The sequence below is a fragment of the Massilia sp. YIM B02443 genome, from assembly GCF_030411955.1.
Classification (GTDB): domain Bacteria; phylum Pseudomonadota; class Gammaproteobacteria; order Burkholderiales; family Burkholderiaceae_D; genus Telluria.
The window spans coordinates 428,384-450,131 of sequence record NZ_JASNRA010000002.1 but is presented as its reverse complement, the minus strand read 5'-3'; the positions used below and the strand labels follow the sequence as shown (position 1 = coordinate 450,131).

The following is a 21,748-nucleotide window of genomic DNA, read 5'->3' as shown; positions in this document are numbered from 1 at the left end:
TAGCTAACCACCAATATGAGCAAGATACAAGGGTTGGCGGCGTAGCGCGGGGCCGCCGAGGCCAACCCTACGACCGGTAATCAGTCCAGGTCCGCCGCCGAATGCCGCTCGTGCACCTGGTCTTGTTCCGGCCCGAACGAGCGGTTCACCTTGCGCCCGCGGATCACGGCCGGACGCGCCGCGATCTCGTCGGCCCAGCGCTTGATGTGCTTGTACTCGTGCACCGACAGGAACTCGGCCGCATCGTACAGCTGTCCCAGCACCAGCCCGCCATACCAGGGCCAGATCGCCATGTCGGCGATGGTGTACTCGTCACCGGCCACGTAGCGGTGTTCGGCCAACTGGCGGTCGAGCACGTCGAGCTGGCGCTTGGTCTCCATCGCGTAGCGGTCGATCGGGTACTGGAATTTTTCCGGCGCGTAGGCATAGAAGTGGCCGAAGCCGCCGCCCACGAAGGGCGCCGAGCCCATCTGCCAGAACAGCCAGTTGAGGGTCTCGGCGCGCGCCGCGCCTTCTTTCGGCAGGAAGGCGCCGAACTTTTCCGCCAGGTGCATCAGGATCGAGCCCGATTCGAACACGCGCACCGGCGTATCTCCGCTGCGGTCGAGCAGGGCCGGGATCTTCGAGTTCGGATTGACCTCGACGAAGCCGCTCGAGAACTGGGTGCCTTCGTTAATCCGGATCAGCCAGGCGTCGTACTCGGCGCCGCTGTGGCCGGCCGCCAGCAGTTCTTCCAGCATGATCGTCACTTTCACGCCGTTCGGCGTGGCCAGCGAGTACAGCTGGAACGGGTGCTTGCCGACCGGCAGTTCCTGCTCGTGGGTCGGGCCCGCCACCGGGCGGTTGATGTTGGCGAAGGTGCCGCCGGAGGACGCGGGGGGCGTCCAGACTTGCGGCGGGACGTAGGTCGATTGCTCAGCCATGGGATCTCCTTGGGTTTGCCTGTTCGGTAAGATGGTCAGCAAGGCATTTTAGCCAAACGGGGCGCGGCGCGTTGGCGGAGGCCGTTTTCTCAGACGAGGCCAGCCGCGCGGCAGCAGCAGCGCCCGCTGCCTACAATGGCGAATCAAGACTGATGGGAGATGCCATGCCGATACCGATCGACGATGCCATGCTGGACGACGCGCGCCGCATGAACGCCCGGCTGGCGCGCATGCCGCGCTTCGGCATGCGCTCGCGCCTGACGCCGCTCCTGATCCAGGCATTGCTGCGCCTGTCCCAGTTCGGCGGCGACGGCAAACTGCGCCGGCGCGGCCTGGCGGTTGAGCGGCGCGTCGTCAACATGGGCGGCGTGACGGTGCCGCTGCGCATCCTGCGTCCGCCCGGACCGGCCGCGGGCGTGATCCTCGACATCCACGGCGGCGGCTGGGTGATCGGCAATGCGTGCATGAATGACGCGCTCAATGCCGGCTATGCCGAGGCGTGCAATGCGATCGTGGTCTCGGTCGACTACCGGCTGGCCACGCGCGCGCCGCTGGCGGCGCTGATCGACGATTGCCTGGCGGCCGCGGGTTGGCTGCTGGGCGATGGCCTGCCGGAAGCCGCGGGATTGCCGGTGGTGATGATCGGCGAGTCGGCCGGCGGCCATCTTGCCGCCGCGACCCTGCAGCGCTTGCAGGCCACGCCCGCGCTGTTGCAGCGGATCGCCGGCGCCGTGCTGTACTACGGCGTGTACGACCTGGCCGGCACGCCCAGCGTGCATGCGGCCGGACCGGAGACCCTGGTGCTGGACGGGCCACGGATGGCGTCCGGCCTGCGCATGCTCACGCCCGGCCTGGACGATGCGGCGCGGCGCGCGCCTGCGCTGTCACCTTTGTATGGTGGCTTGGCCGGGATGCCGCCGGCGCTGATGATTGTGGGGCAGGCCGATCCACTGCTGGACGACACGCTGGAACTGGCGCGGCGCTGGGTTGACGTGGCGGACGTCGCGCTCGAACTGCTGCCGGAAGCGCCGCACGGCTTCATCCATTTCCCGACGGCCATGGCCCGCGCCACCTGCTCTTACGCGCAGGAATGGATCCGTGCCCGCTTCGCCGCCGGGGGCATCAAGGCATCGCCTCGACTAACAAAAACGTCGAAAACTCTAGCACTATCTGCATTGCGCTAGCATTTCCTGCCACGGCGCTGGCCGCGCGCGTCCGTTCTGCCTATCCTGTCTTGCTGAGCCGTCACGTCCATCGCGGACGGCCGCCCGATAAAACCAACAGCCCGACAGGGCAATCGAGACATGAGCAACCAATCCCGCCGAGACGCTTTCAAGACCCTGCTGGCCGGGGCCAGCCTGCCGCTGGTGCCAACCGCCGCCGCCCACGCCGCCACGCCACCTGCCACCTGTGCCCCCGCCGCACCGCCCCGTTGGAAGCGCGGCATCGAAGGCCAGCGCCAGGCCGACCAGGGCGACGGCACCTTCATCAACCCGATCATCGCCGGCGACCATCCAGATCCGACCATCCTCAAGGACGGCAAGGATTACTACCTGACCTATTCCTCGTTCTATTCCTATCCGGGACTGGTGATCTGGCATTCGACCGACCTGGTCAACTGGCACCCGGTCGGCCCGGCATTGCACAAACCGCTGGGCACGATCTGGGCGGTCGATCTGTGCAAGCACAATGGCCGTTACTTCATCTACATCCCGGCCGCGCCGGACGGCAAGCCGTGGTCGATCTACGTGATCTGGGCCGACAAGATCGACGGCCCGTGGAGCGATCCGATCGACCTTGGCATCGCCGACTGCATCGACCCCGGCCACGTCGTCGGCGAGGACGGCAAACGCTACCTGTTCGTCAACGGCATCCGCAAGATCAGGCTGAGGGACGACGGCCTGGCGCTCGACGGCCAGCTGGAAAAGGCGTATCAGCCGTGGCGCTACCCGGACGACTGGGTGACCGAGAACTTCGCGCCGGAAGGCCCCAAGCTGCTGCGCCGCGGCAAATATTTTTACCTGGTGACGGCGGTCGGCGGCACTGCCGGGCCGGTGACCGGCCACATGGTGATCGCCGCGCGCTCGACCTCGGTGCACGGGCCGTGGGAGCATCATCCGGGCAATCCGCTGGTACGCTCGATGTCGACGAACGAGCCGTGGTGGTCGCGTGGCCATGCGACCCTGGTCGAAGGGCCGGCAGGGGACTGGTGGATGGTCTACCACGGCTATGAGAACGGCTACCGCACGCTGGGCCGCCAGACCTTGCTGGAGCCGATGGAGTGGACCAGCGACGGCTGGTTCCGCGCGCTCGGCGGCGACCTGTCGAAACCGCTGCCGAAGCCAAAAGGCGGTCAAGCCGGGCCGGCCGGATTCGCCCTGTCGGACGACTTCAGCCGCAACCGCTTCGGCGTGCAGTGGGCGTTCCACGATCCGGCGCCGGACGAAGCGGCGCGGGCCCAGTACACCGGCAAGGCGCTGCGCATCGCCGGACGCGGCGCGTCACCAAGCGACAGCCGGCCGCTGACCTGCGGGGTGGGCGACCGCTCGTACGAGGTCGAGGTGACGCTGGAACTGAGCGGGCAGGGCGAGGGCGGGCTGCTGCTGTTCTACAACCAGAAGGCATTCGTCGGGCTGGGCTTTGCGGCGGAGCACGTCAAGACCTTCCAGTGCGCCGAGGAACAGGGCTGGGCGCGGGTGGCGCGCAAGACCTTGCGGGTGCGGGTGCGGATGACCAACGACGAGCACGTGGTCACGTTCCGCTATTCGCATGACGAGGGCAAGACCTGGACGCTGCACGGGACGCGGATGGAGGTGTCGGGCATCCATCACAATGTGTTCGGCGGCTTCCTGAGCCTGAAGGTGGGCTTGTACAGCGCGGGGAGCGGGGTGGTGGCGTTCAGCGATTTCAAATATCGCGCGCTAGGGGCGTAGGGTTGGCGGCTTCGCCGCCGACGCGGTGATGGTTACCGGCGCCGATATCGCGCCGGATGATCTCGCTGCAAACGGCCACCGCGTCGGCGGCAGAGCCGCCAACCCNNNGGGTTGGCGGCTTCGCCGCCGACGCGGTGATGGTTACCGGCGCCGATATCGCGCCGGATGATCTCGCTGCAAACGGCCACCGCGTCGGCGGCAGAGCCGCCAACCCTACATTAAAAAGCCATTCCCCATAAAAAAACATCCCCACGTAACGCGGGGATGGCTTTTGGTAATTGGCTGGAGCGCCGACGTTACATGTATGCCGCCAGCGCACCTTTCATCTTCTTCAGCGCCGCCGATTCGATCTGACGAATCCGCTCCGCCGACACGCCGAACTCTTCGGCCAGCGTATGCAGCGTCGCGCCCGAGCCGTCGTCATTGGCCAGCCAGCGCGCTTCGACGATCCGGCGCGAGCGCGGATCGAGCTTGCCCAGCGCCGTTTCCAGGCCTTCCGACTGCAGGCGCGTCACCTGCTCGGCTTCCAGCACCCGGGTCGGCTCTTCGCGGTCCGACGACAGGTAGGCGATCGGCGAGAACTTGTCGTCTTCGTCGTCGGTCGGCGCTTCGAGTGCGATGTCGCGGCCCGAGAGGCGGGTTTCCATCTCGATCACTTCTTCGCGCTTGACGCCCAGCAGCTTGGCCAGATCGTCGACCTGGCCCGGCGACATCGCGTCCAGACCCTGCTTGTTGCTGCGCAGGTTGAAGAACAGCTTGCGCTGGGCCTTGGTCGTGGCGACCTTGACCAGACGCCAGTTCTTCAGGATGTATTCATGCATCTCGGCCTTGATCCAGTGCATGGCGTACGACACCAGGCGCACGCCCTGGTTCGGGTCGAAACGCTTGACTGCCTTCATCAGGCCGATATTGCCTTCCTGGATCAGGTCGGCGTGCGGCAGGCCGTAGCCCAGGTAGCCGCGTGCGATCGACACCACCAGGCGCAGGTGCGACAGCACCAGCTTTTGCGCGGCGTCCAGATCGTTGTTGTCCTGCAGCCGCTTCGCAAGCGAGACTTCTTCCTCGTGCGTCAGCATCGGCAGACGGTTGACGGCGGAGATATACGCGTCGATGTTGCCGAGATTGCCGGTGAAACCAAGTCCCAGAGCACGACTGCCGGCCGGAACCAATGCGGATTGTGCGGACATATTCATTTCCCTTTTAGTAATCTTGCTGCATCCTCAATGTGCCACCCAAGCTTGCTCGAAGGCACTTTTGTTACGAGTTGTTACGCTATATCACAGTGCGTGACATGGATGCTTGACTTGAATTTTCATTTGGATCGAACCATATATTAGCACTCTCCCGAGGTGAGTGCTAGAAACCGCCCATTCGCTTAAGGCTGTCCAAAGTATTGCCTTAAGGAATTAAATTGCCGTCGATTTCACTGTAGAGTAGAGCTTGCGCCTCCAGTTGATTTGACTCAAAAGTGAGCTTAAAAACACTGGAACCGCGTTGAGATACAGGTTACGGCGATAGATTCCGTGACTCTGTTGAATGGCGCACGTAGGCAGGGGGCGCTCTGTAGGAGTTTTGCGCACGCGTGCGTAGGGAGGAGCGGCAGTGCCGTAGGATTCGCCGCGGACGACAAGGCGCCGGCGGGATCGGATAAAAGGGAGGCAGCCACACACGATGGCCGCCTCGCCCTGCCAAGGAAGTGAGGCCGCTTATCGCGATTTCAACACTTGGCCATGCAATTTTTTCACGACCATATTGTAGGAGCGACGCCGCCAGCCGAGGCCGGCGCCGTCGATGGCTGTTCCTGCAGTCTCAGCGCACCCGCGCCAAGTGGCGCCGCACCGACAGCAGGGCGCCAGTCAAGCCCAGGCCGGCGCTGATCGCCAGCAAGCCGGCGATTTCCAGCCCGCCCAGCGGCAGCAGCTGGAAGTTCGAGCCGTACAGTTGCGCGAACTCGGCGATGGCCTTGTTCAGGGGATTCAGCGCCAGCGCCACCACCCCCAGCGCCACCGCGCCGGAAGCCAGGCCGAGCAGGGCGCCGGTATAGTAGAACGGACGGTGAATGAAATTGTCGGTGGCGCCCAGCAGCTTGGCGACCGCAATCTCTTCCTTCTGCGTCAGCACCTGCAGGCGGATGGTGTTGAACACCACCGCGATCACCACGATGCCCAGCGTCACCGCCAGCAGCAGCAGCGACAGGCGCAGCACGCCGAGCAGGGCGGCCAGGCGCTTGACCCAGCTCGAGTCGACTTGAACCGTGTCCACGCCCGGCAATGCGCGCAATTGCTCGGTGATGGCGTCGACCTCGGCGGCGGCGCCGGCGCTGGCGAAGCCGTCCAGCTTCATCACGTAGCTGTCTGGCAATGGATTGTCGCCCAGGGTATCGAGCACCTCGCCCAGGCCGCTGCGCTCCTTGAGCGAAGCGAGCGCCTGCTCACGCGGCACGAAGGCGACTTCGGCGTGCTTGCCGGTCAGGATGTTGCGCACCTGCGGCGCCAGCGCCTCGGCGTCAGCGCGGCTGGCGTCCTCGCGCATGAACAGGCTGATCTCGGGATCGACGGACAATTGTTCCGACAGCGGCTTGACGTTGTCGAGCAGGGTGATGCCGGCGAACGGCAGCGTGAGCGCCAGCGCCACCACCAGCACGTTGAACAGGAAGCTGCCGGGCGACTTGCGCACCGTGCCGAGGGCGGCCTTGAAGGCGAAATGGTGCTGGCGCAGCCACGGGCTCATGCTGCACCTCCGCTCATTTGACCGACGAGCTGGCCTTGCTCGAGGCGGATCACGCGCGCGGCGCCATCGAGCACCTGCTCGTCGTGGGTCGAGATCACGCAGGTCACGCCGGCGGCGTTAAAGGCGCGCAATGCGTCCAGCACGCGGTCGGCCGCGGCGCGGTCGAGGTTGGCGGTCGGTTCGTCGGCCAGGATGATCTGCGGCCGGTTGACGATGGCGCGCGCCACCGCCACCCGCTGCTGTTCGCCGCCGGACAGTTCCAGCGGCATCGCCTTGGCGCGGTCGAGCAGGCCGACGCGGTCCAGCGCGGCGCGGGCGCGGTCGGCGGCATCGGCCGAGCGCGCGCCGGTCACCAGCAGCGGCAGCATGGTGTTGGCCAGGATATTGCGGTCGTTCAGCAGGCGCTGCTGCTGGAAGATGATGCCCATATTGCGGCGCAGGAAAGGAATGCCGGCGCGCGCGATGCGGCCCACGTCCTGGCCGTTGACGATCACCTTGCCGGCCGTGGGGCGTTCCACCGCCGCCACCATCTTCATCAGGGTCGACTTGCCGGCGCCGGACGGGCCGGCCAGGTAGACCAGCTCGCCCTTGGCGATGTCGAGCGAGACGTCGTGCAGCGCATACGCGCCCCGGGTGTCGCCGTGCGTATATTGTTTGGATACCGACTGGAAGGCAATCATGGGCATTATCCGAGCAGCGCTTCGACGAATTCTTCTGCGTTGAACGGCTGCAGGTCTTCCAGCTTCTCGCCGACGCCGATGAAATACACGGGGATCGGCCGGGTGCGCGCGATCGCGGCCAGCACGCCGCCCTTGGCGGTGCCGTCCAGCTTGGTGACCACGAGGCCGGTCAGGCCCAGCGCATCGTCGAAGGCTTTCACCTGCGCCAGCGCGTTCTGGCCGGTGTTGCCGTCGATGACCAGCAAGACTTCGTGCGGCGCGTCCGTCATGCCCTTGCCGATCACGCGCTTGATTTTCTTGAGCTCTTCCATCAGGTGCAGCTGGGTCGGCAGGCGGCCGGCGGTGTCGATCATGACCACGTCGGTACCGCGCGCTTTGCCGGACTGCACCGCATCAAAAGCGACCGCGGCCGGGTCGCCCGAGGCTTGCGAGATCACGGTGACGTTGTTGCGCTGGCCCCAGACCATCAATTGCTCGCGCGCGGCGGCGCGGAAGGTATCGCCGGCGGCCAGCAGCACCGACTGGTCGAAGCGCTGCATGTGCTTGGCGAGCTTGCCGATGGTGGTGGTCTTGCCGGCGCCGTTGACGCCCGAGATCATCATCACCAGCGGTTCGTGGCGGCCCAGTTCGAGCGGCTTCTGCAGTGGCTGCAGCAGCTCGATCATCAGGCTTTTCAGCGCGCCCTTGACGGCGGCGGCGTCGAGCAGCTTGTCTTCCTTGACCTTGCGCCGCAGTGCGTCCAGCAGGTGCTGGGTGGCGTCCATGCCGGCGTCCGACATCAGGAGCGCCGCTTCGAGTTCCTCGTACAGGTCTTCGTCGATGCGCGCGCCGACGAACAGCAGCGACAGGTTGTTCGAGGTCTTCGACAGGCCGGCCTTCAGGCGCGCCATCCACGAGGTTTTCTTCTCGGCCTCGGTGGTGGGACGTTCGGCGGTTTCGGGGAACAGGTCGCCGCCTTCGTGCAGGATGCTGGGCGGGTTGGAAGCGGGCGGGACCGGGATCGGCGCAGCGGCCGGCGCCGTGACGGGAATGGGGGCGGGAGCAGCAGCGGGCGCAGGAGGCGCGACCGGCACGACTGGTTCCGGCGCCGGCGTTTCCGGCGCTTTTTTTCTTTTGAAGAAGCTAAACATAGTCTGGTGGCGGGACTGCGAGGGGACGCCGGCGGCGCCGGCGATGAAAAAAGTAGCGAATATTTTACCAGAGCAGCAATACATTCTCTCTTCGCACGAGAACGCGGCCGCGCCACGGCGTCACCGTCGCGTGCAGGCCGCACCCCGGCGCCAGGCGCTGGAAAAGCGCGGCCGGCCGCGCTAGATTAACGCACAGGCAGTCCGCTCCCCATCCTTATGGAGCCCATCGTGAACTTCGCGAACTTCTTCAAGCGCCTGGTGCAGGGCGACCATGCCGCCGGCAAGCGCAGCGCGCGCCTGCGCGCCGTCGTGGTTTGCCTGTTCATCGCCCTGGTGGCGCTGTTCCTGACCCAGCCCAGCGGCGGGCCGGCGAGCGTCTTCAGCGCGCCGGTCCCGTTGCCGGCCGAACTCGAACTGGAACCGGCGCCAGCGTCTTGATTCAGCCGGCCTTGGCGGCCTGCGCCTGCTTGCGGATCGTCTCGAGCGTCGCGTTCGGTGTGATCAGGTTGCCGTCGTAGCGCAGCTCGATCACGGCCGGCAACTGCTGCCGTTCGGCGTGCTCCAGCGCGCGGCGCAGGGCCGGCGCGAAGTCGGCGGTCTTGTCGACGACCTCGCCATGCCCGCCATAGGCGCGCGCCAGCGCCGCGAAATCCGGATTGTGCAGCCCGGTGCCCGACACCCGGCCCGGATACTCGCGCTCCTGGTGCATGCGGATGGTGCCGAACATATTGTTGTTGAACACCAGGATCACCACGCCTGCGCGGTACTGGACGGCGGTGGCCAGCTCCTGGCCGGTCATCATGAATTCGCCGTCGCCGGCGAAGGTCACCACGCTGCGCCTGGGATCGACGATCTTGGCCGCCACCCCGGCCGGCACCGCGTAGCCCATGGCGCCGCTGGTCGGCGCCAGCTGGGTGCGCATGGCGCCGTAGCGGTAAAAGCGGTGCGCCCACGAGGCGTAGTTGCCGGCGCCGTTGGTGATGATGGCGTCGCGCGGCAGCGCGGCCATCAGATCCTGCACCACCTGGTACAGGTCGAGCGGCGCATTGCCGTCCTTGAACACCGGCGGGCGTTCCTGCCAGGCCGCCAGCTCGGCGCGCGCTTGTTCCACGCTGCCTTGCCAGGCGCCGGCGTCGACCGGTTCCATGTCCGCCAGCATGGCGCAGGCCTGCGCCATGCCGCTGGCGACCATCAGCTCGGCCTGGTAGACGCTGCCCAGTTCCTCGGGATCGGGATGGATGTGCACCAGGCGCTGGCGCGGCACGGGCGAAGCCAGCAGCGAGTAGCCGCCGGTGGTCATTTCTCCCAGGCGCGGGCCGATCGCGATGACCAGGTCGGCTTCCTTGACGCGCGCCGCCAGCTTGGGATTGATGCCGATGCCGACGTCGCCGACGTAGTGCGGGTGGTCGTTGTCGAGCAGGTCCTGGAAGCGGAAGGTGCAGCCGACCGGCAAGCGGTTGGCTTCGGCGAAGCGCTGCAGGTCGGCGCAGGCTTGCGCATTCCAGGTGCCGCCGCCGAGCAGCACCAGCGGGCGCTGGCTCTCGGCCAGCATGGCGCGCAGGCGGGCGATCTGATCAAGCGTTGGCGCACCGTGATTCGGCTGGTAGGCGCGCGTGTCGGCCACTTCGGCGGTGGCGACCAGCATGTCTTCGGGCAGCGCCAGCACCACCGGGCCGGGGCGGCCGCTGGTGGCGACCTGGAAGGCGCGCGCCAGGTATTCGGGGATGCGGTCGGCGCGGTCGATCTGCGCCACCCACTTGGCCATCTGGCCGTACATGCGGCGGTAGTCGATTTCCTGGAACGCTTCGCGGTCGACGAAGTCGTTGCCGACCTGGCCGATGAACAGGATCATCGGCGTCGAATCCTGGTAGGCGGTGTGCACGCCGATCGAGGCGTTGGTGGCGCCGGGGCCGCGGGTGACGAAGCAGATGCCTGGTTTACCGGTCAGCTTGCCGTAGGCCTCGGCCATGAACGCCGCGCCTCCCTCCTGGCGGTTGATCACGAAGCGGATCTGCGAGTCGTGCAGCGCGTCGAGCACGTCCAGGTAGCTTTCGCCGGGCACGCCGAAGGCGGTGTCGACGCCGTGCACGTGGAGCGCGTCGACCAGGATCTGGCCGCCGCTGCGGGAAGGGTGGGTCATGGTGAGGTCGTCCTTATCGAAGAGGCATTCCCGGCATTCTAGGTGAGCATGGCGGGAGTGGCTTTTGAAATGGCGACATCAAATTTCAGAAATGACAGTAGGTAAGATACGGCGATAATTTCTTGCTAATATTCTTTGTTTCTAATAATCATTAAACCATGCTTGCTGATGGCGCGGGCGATTCAACTGCTTTATTTTTCGGTCCAGTCATATTCATATGCGGACTTTATTTGATCCAGACGATCATTCATTATTTTATTTGTTGCAGAAATGATTTGTTCAGTCGGGGAATCGAGCCGATAAATTAAAAAGCCAATGCGCACCGCGTATGCGGTACCGCATTGGCTGTCGATCGAATCGAATTGCTTAATGCATCGACGCTCCGGCTTTTGGCGCATTGCGACGGCGGCGGCCATAACCGATCAGTCCCAGGCCGCCGGCGAGCAGCAATGCGGTTGCCGGTTCAGGCACTGGCGATGGACCGGTGTCGTCGAGGGTTTCGTAATTGAAGCTGATGGTGCCGAAGTTCCATTGGCCGTCCGGACCGGCAAAGTCGTCCCAGTCTTCGAAGAATTCCAGGCGCAGGATGCCATCGGCGCCTACCACGAAGTCGAGGCCTTCGGCCACCAGGTCGAGCGTGCCCGAGTAGCTGGCCGTGCCGGAGAAGGTATCCTCGAAGGCCGGGGTCCAGATCACGCCATTCGACACGCCTGAATCGGTGAACAGCACGCCGATTTCTCCGAGCCAGCTCGGGGAGAAGGCGGTGATGTTGAATGAATAATTGACGCTGGTGATCGTCGAATTGGCGCCGACATTGTAATTCAGGACGGTATTGTCAGGGTCTTCCAGGAAAAAACCATGGCTTTGAATGCCGGTAACATCCACCGTCAACGTCATTGGTGCGGCAAATACCGAAGTGCAGGCAAAGAAAGACAGGCCGGCAAGCATTTTGGTCATGGACTTCAGCGACATGATAAACCTCCCTAGTTAGTGTGAGTCATCCGTGTATGCAACAACCGTGCCTATCGATTCATCCGAATTTAAATCGTTGATTCCAATTGAAATAGTATCCATGCATAGCATTCGATTTAAACCGGTGTAAGTTTTCCCGACATGATTTTTAATAATATTCGCCGCGCCATTTCCATTGGCCGCGCCGGAATTACGGCGCCAGGCCACCCGCCGACCCCGAATGCGGTTACAATGCTGCCCGTGAAGCAGGCCAGGCAGCCGCTGGCCCACGCCGCAAGGTCGTGGGCGGGAGGAAGGTCCGGACTCCACAGAGCGGGGTGACGGTTAACGGCCGTCCGCTGAAAGCCTCCTGGCGCAAGCCAGGGGTATAAGGCGAGGAATAGGGCCACAGAGACGAGCGTATTCAGTTACGGTGAAACGCGGTAACCTCCACTCGGAGCAATTCCAAATAGGCACGCGTTGATGTTGCTCGCGGAGCGTGCGGGTAGGAAGCTTGAGCGCTGGAGTAATCCAGCGCCTAGAGGAATGGCTGTCCAGGCGTTGCCGCAAGACGACGCTACACAGAATCCGGCCTATCGGCCTGCTTTGCATTGAATTTCTTCGCCGCCATCCCGCGGCGCACAGTGGTGATGCGCGCCCGCGCCAAGGTCGCATTACCCTGAATAAATATCGTTTTATCGTTGTCCGTGGCTATGAGACACTTGGTTTTTCCATACGTCATTATGTGAAATGCCATGCCAATCAATCTTCAATCCGCACTCCTGTTTGTCGGCAAGTCCGTCGTATTCGCGGCGATCTTGTGGTGCGTTACCCAATTCCTGCACACGCTGAACCGGCCTCAGGGCGATTCTTCGGACGGCGCTGCCCATGCGGCCCAGGTCGCCGTCTATAACGAGCAGATGCAGCGCCAGAAGCGCATGCTGGACGAGTCCGAACAGCTGCAGCAGCGTATGGCCGCCCAGATCCGGCAGCAGGAGGAACAGGCCGCGCGCATGGATAAAGTGCTGCAGGCATGGGAGCGCCAGGCCGGCATCGGCAAGTAGTACCAGCGGGACACACGCAGTATTGCGCGCCGAGATCTTCATGAACGGATGAGTGTGCCCCATGGCCCGGCTTCGGATTTACACTAGGGCCGCCGGCGCCGCCAGACGCGCCGCTGGAGACCTTGATGCCCGACTATATCCTCGCCCTTGACCAGGGCACCACCAGTTCGCGCGCGATCCTGTTCGACCATGCCGGCTTGCCCGTGCACAGCTGCCAGCGCGAATTTCCCCAGCATTTCCCCCAGCCCGGCTGGGTCGAGCACGATCCAATGGACATCTGGCATAGCCAGCTGGCCTGCGCGCGCGAGGTTATTGCCCGGAGCGGCATCGAACCGGCGCACATTGCCGCCATTGGCATCGCCAACCAGCGCGAAACGGCGCTCCTGTGGGACCGCGCCACTGGCGAACCGGTCGCCAACGCCATCGTCTGGCAAGACCGGCGCACCGCCGGCGCCTGCGACCGCCTGCGCGAGGCGGGCCGGGCGCCGTTGATCGCCGTGCGCACCGGGCTCGAGCTGGACGCCTATTTCTCGGCCACCAAGCTGCAATGGCTGCTCGACCACGTCCCCCGCGCGCGTGAAAAAGCCGAGCGTGGCGAGCTGGCCTTCGGCACCGTCGACAGCTGGCTGGCCTGGCGCCTGTGCGGCCGCCACGTCACCGACGCCGGCAACGCCGCGCGCACCATGCTGTTCAACATCCACACGCTGGCCTGGGACGACGAACTGCTGGCCCTGTTCGACATCCCGCGCGCGCTGCTGCCCGAGGTGGTGCCGAGCGCCGGCGTGATCGGCCTGGCGGACGAGGAATGGTTCGGCCACCCGATCCCGATCGCCGGCATCGCCGGCGACCAGCAAGCCGCCACCTTCGGCCAGGCCTGCCACCGCAAGGGCCTGGTCAAGAATACCTACGGCACCGGCTGCTTCATGCTGATGCATGCCGGCGACGCGCCGCCGGTCTCGCATTCTCGCCTGCTGGGCACGGTGGGCTGGCGCATCGGCGGCGCCACCGACTATCTGCTGGAAGGCAGCGTGTTCATGGGCGGCGCCACCGTGCAGTGGCTGCGCGACGGGCTCGGCATCATCCGCGAGTCGGGCGACGTCGAGGCGCTCGCCACGCGCGTGCCCAACAGCGGCGGGGTGATGCTGGTGCCGGCGTTTACCGGCCTCGGCGCGCCGCACTGGGATCCGTACGCGCGCGGCACCATCCTCGGCATGACGCGCGGCACCACGGCGGCCCATATCGCGCGCGCCGCGGTGGAGGCGATCGCCTACCAGAGCGCCGAACTGCTGGCGGCGATGCAGAACGACGCCGCCTGCCGGGTGACCGAGATGCGCGCCGATGGCGGCGCCGCGCGCAACGATCTGTTGATGCAGTTCCAGGCCGACCTGCTCGGCATTCCCGTGGTGCGTCCGCGCGTGACCGAAACCACGGCCCTCGGCGCGGCCTACCTGGCCGGCCTGGCCTGCGGTTTCTGGGCCTCGCTGGAAGAAATCGAACACCAGTGGCAGGTCGAACGCCGCTTCGAGCCGGCAATGGCGCCCGACCAGCGTGAGGCATCAATGGCGCGCTGGGCGCGGGCGGTCGACCATGCGCGCGCCTGGGCCGCGCCGGGCTGAGTTGCATGCCTGACAGCAAGTGTTGCGTAAAACCAGCAAAATCAACACATTCGAAAAAAGTGATGAAAATGATTTGATTCCGTACGGAAACGAGGTATCATATTTTCCGAGTTCAGCAATTCGGCAATCATGGTGACTGCCACTGACCACGGAGAATCAACATGTCGACTTCGAAGCGCATCCGCGTCCTGGCAGCCGTCCTGGCAGCCGCCCTGCCATTCACCACCGGCGTCGCCCAGGCCGGCTCCAAGAGCGCCACCTTCGACGTGACGATGCGCGTGATCGCCGACTGCACCATCGCCGCCACCGGCATCGACTTCGGCACCACCGGCGTGATGAGCGGCGCGATCAATGGTTCGTCGAACATCAATGTGACATGCACCAACACCACGCCTTACAATGTCGGCCTGGACCAGGGCACCGGCGCCGGTTCCAGCGGCACCACCCGTTACCTGGCGGGCGCGAGCGGCAACACCGATACCGTGGAGCTGAAACTGTACCGCCAGTCGGGCAGCGGGCTGTGGGGCAACACCCAGGGCACCGACACCCTGGGGGGCACTGGAAACGGCGTCCAGCAGGTGCTGACCGTGTACGGCGAGATCCCGAAGCAGAAGGCCGTGACCCCGGACACCTACAAGTCGACGATTACCGCAACCATTTATTTCTGACGGAGTGCATGCATGCGGACTGTGCGTAGCGTAGCGCTGGCGGCGGCCCTGGCCTGCGGCGCCATGGCAGGGATGGCGCACGGCGCCAACCTGCAGATCTCGCCCGTATCGATCAGTTTCCAGCCGGGCCAGAACGCGGCCGGCATCCAGCTGCAGAACAACGGCGACACGCCGATCTACGGCCAGGTGCGGGTCTACGCCTGGGACCAGAAGGACGGCGCCGACGCCTTGAGCCCGACCACCGCCCTGGTGGCCAGCCCGCCTGTCATCGAAATCGCCGCCAACAGCGCCCAGACCATCCGCCTGGTGCGCCGCGCCGGCGCTGCCGCCGCCGGTAATGACGGCGCCGAGCAGACTTACCGTATCCTGATCGACGAACTGCCGCGCGGCGACAGCCAGCAAGGCAACGTCGCGATCCGCCTCCAGTATTCCGTGCCCGCCTTCGTGCTGCCGGCCGACACCCAGGCCGCGCCGGCGCTGGCCTGGAGCGTGTTCGAGCGCGCCGGCGCCTGGCACCTGCGCGCCAACAACACGGGCGCCCTGCATGCCCAGATCGGCGCCACCACCGTGCGCCTCGGCACCCAGAACATCGAACTGAGCAAGGGCCTGCTGGGCTATGCGCTGCCGGGCCGTACGCGCGAATGGCAACTCCCGCCGGAGGTGGCGAAAGGCATGCCGGCCTCACTGGCGATCCAGGCCATGGTCAACGCACGTCCGCAAAGCGCCAGCGCGGCCGTCGCGCGGGACTGATGCCCCCGCAATGCTGACCCGCCGCGCACGCTGGCGGGCGCTGCCCCCCGCCTGCCTGCTGGCCGCCAGCCTGACGCCGATCGCGGCCGCCGCCGCCAGCGTCGCCACGGCCGCCGGCGCAGGGCAGCAGCAGGCCGCGCCTGCTGCCCCCGCGCCTGCGGCTGCGTCCACTGCCGCCGCGCAGCCGGTCGAACTGTTCCTCGACGCCAGCATCGACGGCGAGCGCACCGGCCAGCTGGTCTCGGTGATGCAGACCGGGTCCACGCTGCGCATGACGGTCGAGTCGCTGCGCGAACTGGGCCTGGACCCGGCGCGCTTCGGCGTTGCCGGCCGCACCGACTTCGCCCTCGACGAAGTGCCGGGCCTGCGCTACCGCTACGACGCCGCCGCCCAGACCCTCGACCTGAGCCCGGACGCCAGCCTGCGCGCGCCCAGCCTGCTGAGCGCGCGCAACGTGCGCAGCACCGGCCAGGCCCAGGCCAGCCGCGGCGTGCTGCTCAACTACAACCTGTTCGCGCAATCGGTCGGCGGCGCCGTCGCCGGCAGCGCCGAGCTGCGTTATTTCGACCGCCACGGTACCCTGACCAGCACCGGCAGCGCGATCCTGCGCGGCGAGCGGCGCGGCTATACCCGCTACGACACCAGCTGGGTGCGCCCGTTCCAGGACCGTCTCAGCACCCTGCAGCTGGGCGATACCGTGACGCCGGCGCTGGGCTGGACCCGCGCGCTGCGCCTGGGCGGCGTCGAATGGCGCCGCAACTTCGAGCTGCGGCCCGACCTGGTGACCTATCCGGTGGCCTCGTTGGCCGGCTCGGCGGTGGTGCCCAGCAGCGTCGACCTGTACGTGAACAACGTGCGCCAGTTCTCGACCGAGGTGCCGACCGGCCCGTTCGTGATCGACCAGGTGGCCGGCCTGAACGGCGCCGGCCAGGCCACCCTGGTCACGCGCGACGCGCTCGGGCGCCAGGTCACCACCACGCTGCCGCTGTACGTCGACACCCGCCTGCTGGCACGCGGCCTGAACGACTATGCGGTGTCGCTCGGCGCGCTGCGGCGCGACTACGGCCAGCATTCGTTCAGCTACGGCAGTCCGGCCGCGGTCGCCTCGTGGCGCCACGGCTGGCGCGACACTGTGACGCTCGAAGGCCACGCCGAAGCGGGGCCGGGCCTGGGCCTGCTGGGCGCCGGCGTGCTGGCGCGGGTGCCCGGCGCCGGCGTGGCCAGCGCCGCGCTTGCCGCCAGCGGCGGGCGCCGGCGCGGCTTCCAGGCCAGCCTCGGCTACCAGTACGTGTCGCCGCGCTTCGCCTTCGACGTGCAATCGGTGCGCGCCAGCGCCGGCTACGGCGACCTGGGCGCCCTGGAGGGAACGCCGGTGCCGCGCGCGCTCGACCGCGCCAGCCTGAGCACCGCGTTCGCGGGCGGCCACAGCCTGAGCGCCAACTTCATCCAGATGCGCATGCCGCCGGCGTCGGCATCGGCATCGGCGTCGATATTGATCACCGATCCGCTCGGCGTGATCGGCACGGTCGAGCAGACCCCGGCCGTCTCGCGCACCGTGTCGCTGGCCTATTCGCGCAGCGTCGGCACGCGCGGCCACCTGAGCGTGAGCGCATTCCAGAACCTGGCGCGGCGCGCCGAGCGCGGCATCAGCTTCACCTTCGGCATGGCCTTCGATTCGCGCATCTCGTTCAACACCAACGCCGGGCGCCAGCGCGGCGAGAACGTGGCCTCGATGTCGCTCGGACGCGCGCCCGACTTCGACGGCGGCATCGGCTGGGCGCTGCAGGCCGGCACCAACGGCGCCCAGCGCTACGACCAGGCGCAAGTCCAGTACCTGGGCGCGCACGGCCGCGCCACCGTCTCGACCCAGCGCGTGGGCGAGACCCGCATCTCGAACCTGGACCTCAGCGGCGCGCTGGTGGCGATGGACAACACGGTGGTGGCGGCGCGCCAGGTCGGGCGCGGCTTCGCGCTGGTCTCGGTCGGCGTGCCCGGCCTGCCGGTGCTGCAGGACAACCGTCCGATCGGCCGCACCGACGCCGGCGGGCGCCTGCTGGTGCCGGACCTGATGCCGTACGCGCCGAACCGGATCGCGATCGACCCGTCGTCGCTGCCGCCCGACACCCGCATCGACGTCACCAATGTCGACGTGGTGCCGCGCCAGTACGCCGGCGTGGTGGCGCGCTTCGCGCTGGCGCGCTATGCGGCCGCGACCCTGACCCTGGTGAAGCCCGACGGCAAGGCGCCGGAAGTCGGCACCCCGGCGCGGCTGGAAGGCTCGGCGCAGGCGTCGGTGGTCGGTTACGATGGCGTACTGTTCGTGGAAGGACTGCGCGCAGAGAACCGGGTGCTGGTCGGCGCCGGCAAGGACGCCTGCGAAGTGGGTTTCGCGTACAAAGCGGTGGCGGGCGAACTGCCGGCCATCGGACCGCTGGTGTGCCAGCCCGTGCAAGGAGAATCGAAATGATCATGCAAACCGTGCGGCGCGGCCGCTTTCTTGGTTCGGTGCTGGCGGCGCTGGCGCTATGGCTGCTGGCCGCGTCCGCGGCGCGCGCCGACACATGCACCGTCACCATGACCGACATCGACTTCGGCCAGGTCAGCCCGCTCGCGGCGCGCGACTACACGGTGCAGGGCACGCTGACCGTGAACTGTACCTGGACCTTACTGGTCGGCCAGTCGGCGCTGCTGCTGCCGGCGGCCAATGTGTGCGTCAACCTGGGCCCGGGCAGCGGCGGCGGCACGGGCGATCCGCGCTACATGACCAACGGCGGCCGGCGCCTCGGTTTCAACCTGTATACCAACAGCGCCATGACGGCGGCCTCGATCTGGGGCGGCGCCGGCAGCACCATCGGCGCGCAGCCGGTCACCGGCACCATGGTCGGCTTGCTGTCGCTGGGCGGCGTGACCCAGAGCACGACCATCTACGGCCGCATTCCGGCCTCGGCCCTGTCCGGCGTGGGCACGGCCGGCAACGCCGACACGGTGTACACCAACAGCTTCGCCGGCCACGGCACGCTGCAGTATTCGTTCGGCGCCGGCAAGTCGTGCACCGCCGGCAGCACGGTCCCGTTCTCGTTCCAGGCGCGCGCCACGGTGGTCAACAACTGCGTGATCGGCACCAGCAACCTGACCTTCGGCACCGGCAGCCCCTTGAGCGACATGCGCACCAGCGCGCCGCTCTCCGTGGCCTGCACCGCCAACAGCGCTTATCAGCTCTCGCTCAATGGCGGCCAGTCGGGCAACCCGGCCGCGCGCACCATGACCAACAGCCTCACCGGCGAAAAGCTGAACTACCGCATCTCGGCCACGCCGGACGGCCCGGCCTGGGGCGACGGCAGCGGCGGCACCTCGGTCTACAGCGGCACCGGCAGCGGGGCGACGCAATCGGTGATGATGTACGGGCTGGTGCCGAAGCAGACGGCGCCGACGCCGGGGGATTACCGGGATACGGTGACGGTGTTGCTGACGTTCTGAACTTCCTGATGCTTCAGGGATGGGAGGGAAGTGTTGTCTCTTTGGTCAATTTCGGCTCGCTGAGAAGTTTGGTTTTATAAGCCATCAGGTCCTTGTCCGAAACATCGAAGCGGGTAAACCATTCTTTGGCAGCCAGTCCTGTCAGACGCGGTTCACCATCATTGGATCCGTAATGAAGAGATCCAATTTCCCTGACGCGAAGCGGTCGAAGCGTCATCGCGGGCAAAACGTAGATCGCCGGTTTTGGGTCTAATTCGACCGGTGCGATTTCGGGTTCAGGGCCTGCCTGGATGACGATGCCGTTGCCGTAATCGTACTTCGCGTACCAGTTCGCCGGCAGCTCCGAACGTAATGCTGGTAGTCCGCCAATCTGTTCGAGCATTTGGTTGTTGATGGCAGTTAGCCATCCTACGTTGACGATGTGATCGTCGATTCCTGCGTCATAATTTGCTGCGAGCAAGACAGCCGATCCTGCATCAAGGCCTGCCATCTTCGAGGCCATGAACGCTTCGGTGGATTCGTTCGGTTCCGTGCGCGTCAGCGAAAGATTAAGGGCATATCCGCCGTGGCCATGCTCCGCTTTCACGAGGCGAGCGAATTCGACGAACAGACTCTGAAACAGAGTCGGGTGCGCCTGGACCAACTCCTTCGGGACAGAGAACTGGAGGCAATCAAGTCCTTTCCATCCGAGCTTGGCCTGCCATTCGCGCAGGCCGGATACAAAGAACGTCCACGGGCTAGCCTCATGTGCTTCTTTTCCTCCGATGTATGCAAATGACACGCTGTCGTCTGCATCCATTTTCTTGAGCATCGCTCGCATTGGAGGCGCCTTGGCATAGGCGTATTTTTCCGGACCTTCAGGAGGCTCTTCGCGCCATAGCCATGTCAGATGATTCCTGGCGATCTCCTCGTATCTATCAAAGCACATCGCGATCGCCTCACGGACCTCGAGCGTATATGCACCTTTGAAGTACAAGGTGCCGCGCACGCAGATCGTCGCGCCAATATAGTTCTCCGGACCGTACTTCATCAGCATCGCACCAGGTAGGACGCCATGTTCGTGAGTGCGAGTCCACTCTTCCATGAATTGTTCTTTTTTCGAAGCAGCCATAAAATCCTCAAAAAGCGGGAACAAGCGGAGGTCGTCCCACCGGTGGACGAATTTTCCCACGACTCAAGATAAAAGCGATCCACGCAGCCGCTGCCGCGGCGAATCCTAATTCTTCCACAGGTATTTTCGATTCCTGCTGTTCTTTCGACTCGCAGTTGCATTGGCTGGGCTCTAGCTTTGTGAGCTTGTCTTGGCTCCCAGCGATTTCGACGTACGCAGCCCGTTGTTGCTGACTCAATCTGTCAGGTGGAAACTTCATCTCAATAATCTGCTTGATGTTGTCCTGCGTGGGGGGCTTTGCCGGATCCTTGACGATCACTACGTCCGGGCGCCGGATGAAGCCTTTTCCGGCCTTGAAAGTTGAAGGATGCTCAGGTTCCGTTCCCCAATGTTTTTTGAGCCAGCCGGGTAGAAAATCGTGCCCTTTGGTCTCGACACCACTATCCATGATCGGCGCGGGCGGACGCTTAGTCATGTCGTAATTGATTTCCTGCTTGTATGGACTGCGGTAGTCCATCAGTTTATCCAAAGCTTTCATGTCCTTCGACACACAACTCTGCTTAAGCAGCTGACCATCCTTTCCGATACTCGGAGCCTTGTTGCATTTGCACATAGATGCACACAATATCTTCTTATCATGCGGATCGATTTTTGGTTGATTGATCCGGACTACAGTCGTTGTCCCATCAGGGGACATATCACCGTTGGCGAGGGGAGAAGGGGTGCTCATTTGCGTCCATCGTCTAGGTCGAATGCTAGGGCTTCCTTGATTTCACGCTCAACCCACTGCGTATATCCTTCTTCATCAGTGGTTCCAGTGACATATTGACCATCGGTTGAGCGCACACGTATTGATCGCCCACTGATTGGCTTTCCATCCTCCATACTAACCAACTGGAATCTCCCTCGATACCTGTCACCGACATCATCGATGCGCGCGTCTTGATATGCAGCGGCCATCCCCGCGCCAATAGCGCCGAAGCTTTTGGATGCCAAAAAATTTTCCGGCGAGTCACTGCTTGCCTTTAGCGCATTCCCCGAGGAAGGATGGGTGAGCGTTCTGACCTGGCTCGAAATTAGCGACGCGCCGCAAGCTACTTTACAGCCGTGATAAGCCACGGGCGCGCCGTCGACATTGTTTGATTGATCTCCCTCCGCTATAGGGAAGACACCCCGACACTTCGGGCAGGCAACCATATCCCCAACCCGAGCAATAGGCTTACCTTCACAGTCGGAAAACGGAGAGCCTGCGAGGACAGTGCCACCATGAGTGGTTTTGTCACCTTGTACGATGAATGGCAGCATATGAAGTCCACATGTACGCTTTACTTTCATATTGACGTGTAGTTAAACAGACGTCAATCCATAGCGGTCTTCTGCAACAACCATGAGATAGAAGCGAGCTATCCGTTGAACCCAATAGTAGCGGTTAAATCCCCCCCACGATCCTATTCAGCTTCGTCATTGATGCTTCCAGATATCGCTGTAATTTGTAACAGCTTTTTACTGAATTATCCGAGTGGCATACAGGGGTCATGTATATTTCGGTATCCTGCATACTTCACAATGGAGTTG

19 protein-coding genes and 1 other RNA gene are annotated in these 21,748 nt (G+C 64.8%); 10 read left to right on the top strand and 10 right to left on the bottom strand.

The genetic code is table 11. From position 1 onward, the window contains the following. Window positions 1-80: 80 nt before the first annotated feature. Window positions 81-923: a glutathione-dependent disulfide-bond oxidoreductase gene (gene yghU / locus QPK27_RS04260; protein ID WP_290416954.1), complete on the bottom strand. Its 843-nt coding sequence runs from the start codon at window positions 921-923 to the stop codon at window positions 81-83. 164 nt (window positions 924-1,087) lie between these two features. Here yghU and QPK27_RS04255 point away from each other — a divergent pair, with 164 nt between their 5' ends. Together QPK27_RS04255 and QPK27_RS04250 are read left to right on the top strand one after the other, a co-directional pair. Then, window positions 1,088-2,107 (top strand): alpha/beta hydrolase, encoded by a 1,020-nt coding sequence (locus QPK27_RS04255; protein ID WP_290416953.1) that lies wholly within the window; start codon window positions 1,088-1,090, stop codon window positions 2,105-2,107. A gap of 120 nt (window positions 2,108-2,227) precedes the next feature. Next, on the top strand, window positions 2,228-3,856 hold the full coding sequence (locus QPK27_RS04250; protein ID WP_290416952.1) for a family 43 glycosylhydrolase: 1,629 nt from the start codon (window positions 2,228-2,230) through the stop codon (window positions 3,854-3,856). A 296-nt stretch (window positions 3,857-4,152) separates the two neighbouring features. Here the strand turns inward: QPK27_RS04250 and rpoH are convergent, their stop codons facing one another. The 4 genes from rpoH to ftsY all read right to left on the bottom strand — a co-directional run bounded on the left by rpoH (window position 4,153) and on the right by ftsY (window position 8,396). After that, window positions 4,153-5,043 (bottom strand): RNA polymerase sigma factor RpoH, encoded by an 891-nt coding sequence (gene rpoH, locus QPK27_RS04245; protein WP_290416951.1) that lies wholly within the window; start codon window positions 5,041-5,043, stop codon window positions 4,153-4,155. Between the two features lie 622 nt (window positions 5,044-5,665). Next, on the bottom strand, window positions 5,666-6,586 hold the full coding sequence (gene ftsX, locus QPK27_RS04240) for a permease-like cell division protein FtsX (RefSeq protein ID WP_290416950.1): 921 nt from the start codon (window positions 6,584-6,586) through the stop codon (window positions 5,666-5,668). After that, the gene (locus tag QPK27_RS04235) at window positions 6,583-7,266 is read right to left on the bottom strand and encodes a cell division ATP-binding protein FtsE (RefSeq protein ID WP_290416949.1); all 684 of its coding nucleotides are present in this window, start codon (window positions 7,264-7,266) and stop codon (window positions 6,583-6,585) included. The genes ftsX and QPK27_RS04235 overlap by 4 nt, the downstream gene beginning before the upstream one ends. 5 nt (window positions 7,267-7,271) lie before the next feature. Further along, window positions 7,272-8,396 carry a signal recognition particle-docking protein FtsY gene (gene ftsY / locus QPK27_RS04230; protein ID WP_290416948.1) on the bottom strand — a complete coding sequence of 375 codons (1,125 nt, stop codon included), beginning with the start codon at window positions 8,394-8,396 and terminating at the stop codon, window positions 7,272-7,274. Window positions 8,397-8,624: 228 nt separating this feature from the next. Here ftsY and QPK27_RS04225 point away from each other — a divergent pair, with 228 nt between their 5' ends. Next, window positions 8,625-8,834, top strand: a complete 210-nt coding sequence (locus tag QPK27_RS04225; protein ID WP_290416947.1) for a hypothetical protein — start codon at window positions 8,625-8,627, stop codon at window positions 8,832-8,834. Between the two features lies 1 nt (window position 8,835). Here the strand turns inward: QPK27_RS04225 and QPK27_RS04220 are convergent, their stop codons facing one another. Continuing rightward, window positions 8,836-10,536, bottom strand: a complete 1,701-nt coding sequence (locus QPK27_RS04220; protein WP_290416946.1) for a thiamine pyrophosphate-binding protein — start codon at window positions 10,534-10,536, stop codon at window positions 8,836-8,838. 366 nt (window positions 10,537-10,902) lie between these two features. Continuing rightward, window positions 10,903-11,508, bottom strand: coding sequence for a PEP-CTERM sorting domain-containing protein (locus tag QPK27_RS04215; RefSeq protein WP_290416945.1), 606 nt, complete (start codon window positions 11,506-11,508; stop codon window positions 10,903-10,905). Window positions 11,509-11,750: 242 nt separating this feature from the next. On the opposite strand from QPK27_RS04215, the gene rnpB reads away from it, so the two are divergent. The 7 genes from rnpB to QPK27_RS04180 all read left to right on the top strand — a co-directional run bounded on the left by rnpB (window position 11,751) and on the right by QPK27_RS04180 (window position 19,062). Continuing rightward, an RNA gene (gene rnpB / locus QPK27_RS04210) (RNase P RNA component class A) lies at window positions 11,751-12,099 on the top strand. Between the two features lie 143 nt (window positions 12,100-12,242). Then, the gene (locus QPK27_RS04205) at window positions 12,243-12,551 is read left to right on the top strand and encodes a hypothetical protein (RefSeq protein WP_290416944.1); all 309 of its coding nucleotides are present in this window, start codon (window positions 12,243-12,245) and stop codon (window positions 12,549-12,551) included. Between the two features lie 125 nt (window positions 12,552-12,676). Then, window positions 12,677-14,167 carry a glycerol kinase GlpK gene (glpK, locus tag QPK27_RS04200; protein WP_290416943.1) on the top strand — a complete coding sequence of 497 codons (1,491 nt, stop codon included), beginning with the start codon at window positions 12,677-12,679 and terminating at the stop codon, window positions 14,165-14,167. 161 nt (window positions 14,168-14,328) lie between these two features. Beyond that, window positions 14,329-14,835, top strand: coding sequence for a spore coat U domain-containing protein (locus tag QPK27_RS04195; protein WP_290416942.1), 507 nt, complete (start codon window positions 14,329-14,331; stop codon window positions 14,833-14,835). A 12-nt stretch (window positions 14,836-14,847) separates the two neighbouring features. Further along, entirely contained in the window at window positions 14,848-15,585 is a 738-nt protein-coding gene (locus QPK27_RS04190) for a molecular chaperone (protein ID WP_290416941.1), read from the top strand. Between the two features lie 10 nt (window positions 15,586-15,595). After that, the gene (locus QPK27_RS04185; protein WP_290416940.1) at window positions 15,596-18,052 is read left to right on the top strand and encodes a fimbria/pilus outer membrane usher protein; all 2,457 of its coding nucleotides are present in this window, start codon (window positions 15,596-15,598) and stop codon (window positions 18,050-18,052) included. Continuing rightward, window positions 18,049-19,062: a spore coat U domain-containing protein gene (locus QPK27_RS04180; protein ID WP_290416939.1), complete on the top strand. Its 1,014-nt coding sequence runs from the start codon at window positions 18,049-18,051 to the stop codon at window positions 19,060-19,062. Before QPK27_RS04185 ends, QPK27_RS04180 begins: the two co-directional genes overlap by 4 nt. A gap of 13 nt (window positions 19,063-19,075) precedes the next feature. Here the strand turns inward: QPK27_RS04180 and QPK27_RS04175 are convergent, their stop codons facing one another. From QPK27_RS04175 to QPK27_RS04165, 3 genes are read right to left on the bottom strand one after another with little or no spacing between them, the layout of a single operon-like run. Next, window positions 19,076-20,173, bottom strand: a complete 1,098-nt coding sequence (locus QPK27_RS04175) for a type VI immunity family protein (RefSeq protein WP_290416938.1) — start codon at window positions 20,171-20,173, stop codon at window positions 19,076-19,078. A 7-nt stretch (window positions 20,174-20,180) separates the two neighbouring features. Beyond that, window positions 20,181-20,903 carry a VRR-NUC domain-containing protein gene (locus tag QPK27_RS04170; RefSeq protein WP_290416937.1) on the bottom strand — a complete coding sequence of 241 codons (723 nt, stop codon included), beginning with the start codon at window positions 20,901-20,903 and terminating at the stop codon, window positions 20,181-20,183. Then, complete coding sequence (locus QPK27_RS04165) at window positions 20,900-21,478, bottom strand: PAAR domain-containing protein (RefSeq protein WP_290416936.1); 579 nt, start codon at window positions 21,476-21,478, stop codon at window positions 20,900-20,902. The genes QPK27_RS04170 and QPK27_RS04165 overlap by 4 nt, the downstream gene beginning before the upstream one ends. Between the last annotated feature and the right edge of the window lie 270 nt (window positions 21,479-21,748).

Excerpts from the sequence above, each read along its gene's own strand:
- QPK27_RS04175 (WP_290416938.1), bottom strand. The coding sequence starts at position 20,173 with ATGGCTGCTTCGAAAAAAGAACAATTCATGGAAGAGTGGACTCGCACT.
- QPK27_RS04250 (WP_290416952.1), top strand. The coding sequence starts at position 2,228 with ATGAGCAACCAATCCCGCCGAGACGCTTTCAAGACCCTGCTGGCCGGG.
- QPK27_RS04180 (WP_290416939.1), top strand. The coding sequence starts at position 18,049 with ATGATCATGCAAACCGTGCGGCGCGGCCGCTTTCTTGGTTCGGTGCTG.
- QPK27_RS04255 (WP_290416953.1), top strand. The coding sequence starts at position 1,088 with ATGCCGATACCGATCGACGATGCCATGCTGGACGACGCGCGCCGCATG.
- QPK27_RS04195 (WP_290416942.1), top strand. The coding sequence starts at position 14,329 with ATGTCGACTTCGAAGCGCATCCGCGTCCTGGCAGCCGTCCTGGCAGCC.
- QPK27_RS04190 (WP_290416941.1), top strand. The coding sequence starts at position 14,848 with ATGCGGACTGTGCGTAGCGTAGCGCTGGCGGCGGCCCTGGCCTGCGGC.
- QPK27_RS04185 (WP_290416940.1), top strand. The coding sequence starts at position 15,596 with ATGCTGACCCGCCGCGCACGCTGGCGGGCGCTGCCCCCCGCCTGCCTG.
- QPK27_RS04220 (WP_290416946.1), bottom strand. The coding sequence starts at position 10,536 with ATGACCCACCCTTCCCGCAGCGGCGGCCAGATCCTGGTCGACGCGCTC.
- QPK27_RS04165 (WP_290416936.1), bottom strand. The coding sequence starts at position 21,478 with ATGCTGCCATTCATCGTACAAGGTGACAAAACCACTCATGGTGGCACT.
- QPK27_RS04205 (WP_290416944.1), top strand. The coding sequence starts at position 12,243 with ATGCCAATCAATCTTCAATCCGCACTCCTGTTTGTCGGCAAGTCCGTC.
- glpK (WP_290416943.1), top strand. The coding sequence starts at position 12,677 with ATGCCCGACTATATCCTCGCCCTTGACCAGGGCACCACCAGTTCGCGC.
- rpoH (WP_290416951.1), bottom strand. The coding sequence starts at position 5,043 with ATGTCCGCACAATCCGCATTGGTTCCGGCCGGCAGTCGTGCTCTGGGA.
- QPK27_RS04170 (WP_290416937.1), bottom strand. The coding sequence starts at position 20,903 with ATGAGCACCCCTTCTCCCCTCGCCAACGGTGATATGTCCCCTGATGGG.
- QPK27_RS04235 (WP_290416949.1), bottom strand. The coding sequence starts at position 7,266 with ATGATTGCCTTCCAGTCGGTATCCAAACAATATACGCACGGCGACACC.
- QPK27_RS04215 (WP_290416945.1), bottom strand. The coding sequence starts at position 11,508 with ATGTCGCTGAAGTCCATGACCAAAATGCTTGCCGGCCTGTCTTTCTTT.
- ftsY (WP_290416948.1), bottom strand. The coding sequence starts at position 8,396 with ATGTTTAGCTTCTTCAAAAGAAAAAAAGCGCCGGAAACGCCGGCGCCG.
- yghU (WP_290416954.1), bottom strand. The coding sequence starts at position 923 with ATGGCTGAGCAATCGACCTACGTCCCGCCGCAAGTCTGGACGCCCCCC.
- ftsX (WP_290416950.1), bottom strand. The coding sequence starts at position 6,586 with ATGAGCCCGTGGCTGCGCCAGCACCATTTCGCCTTCAAGGCCGCCCTC.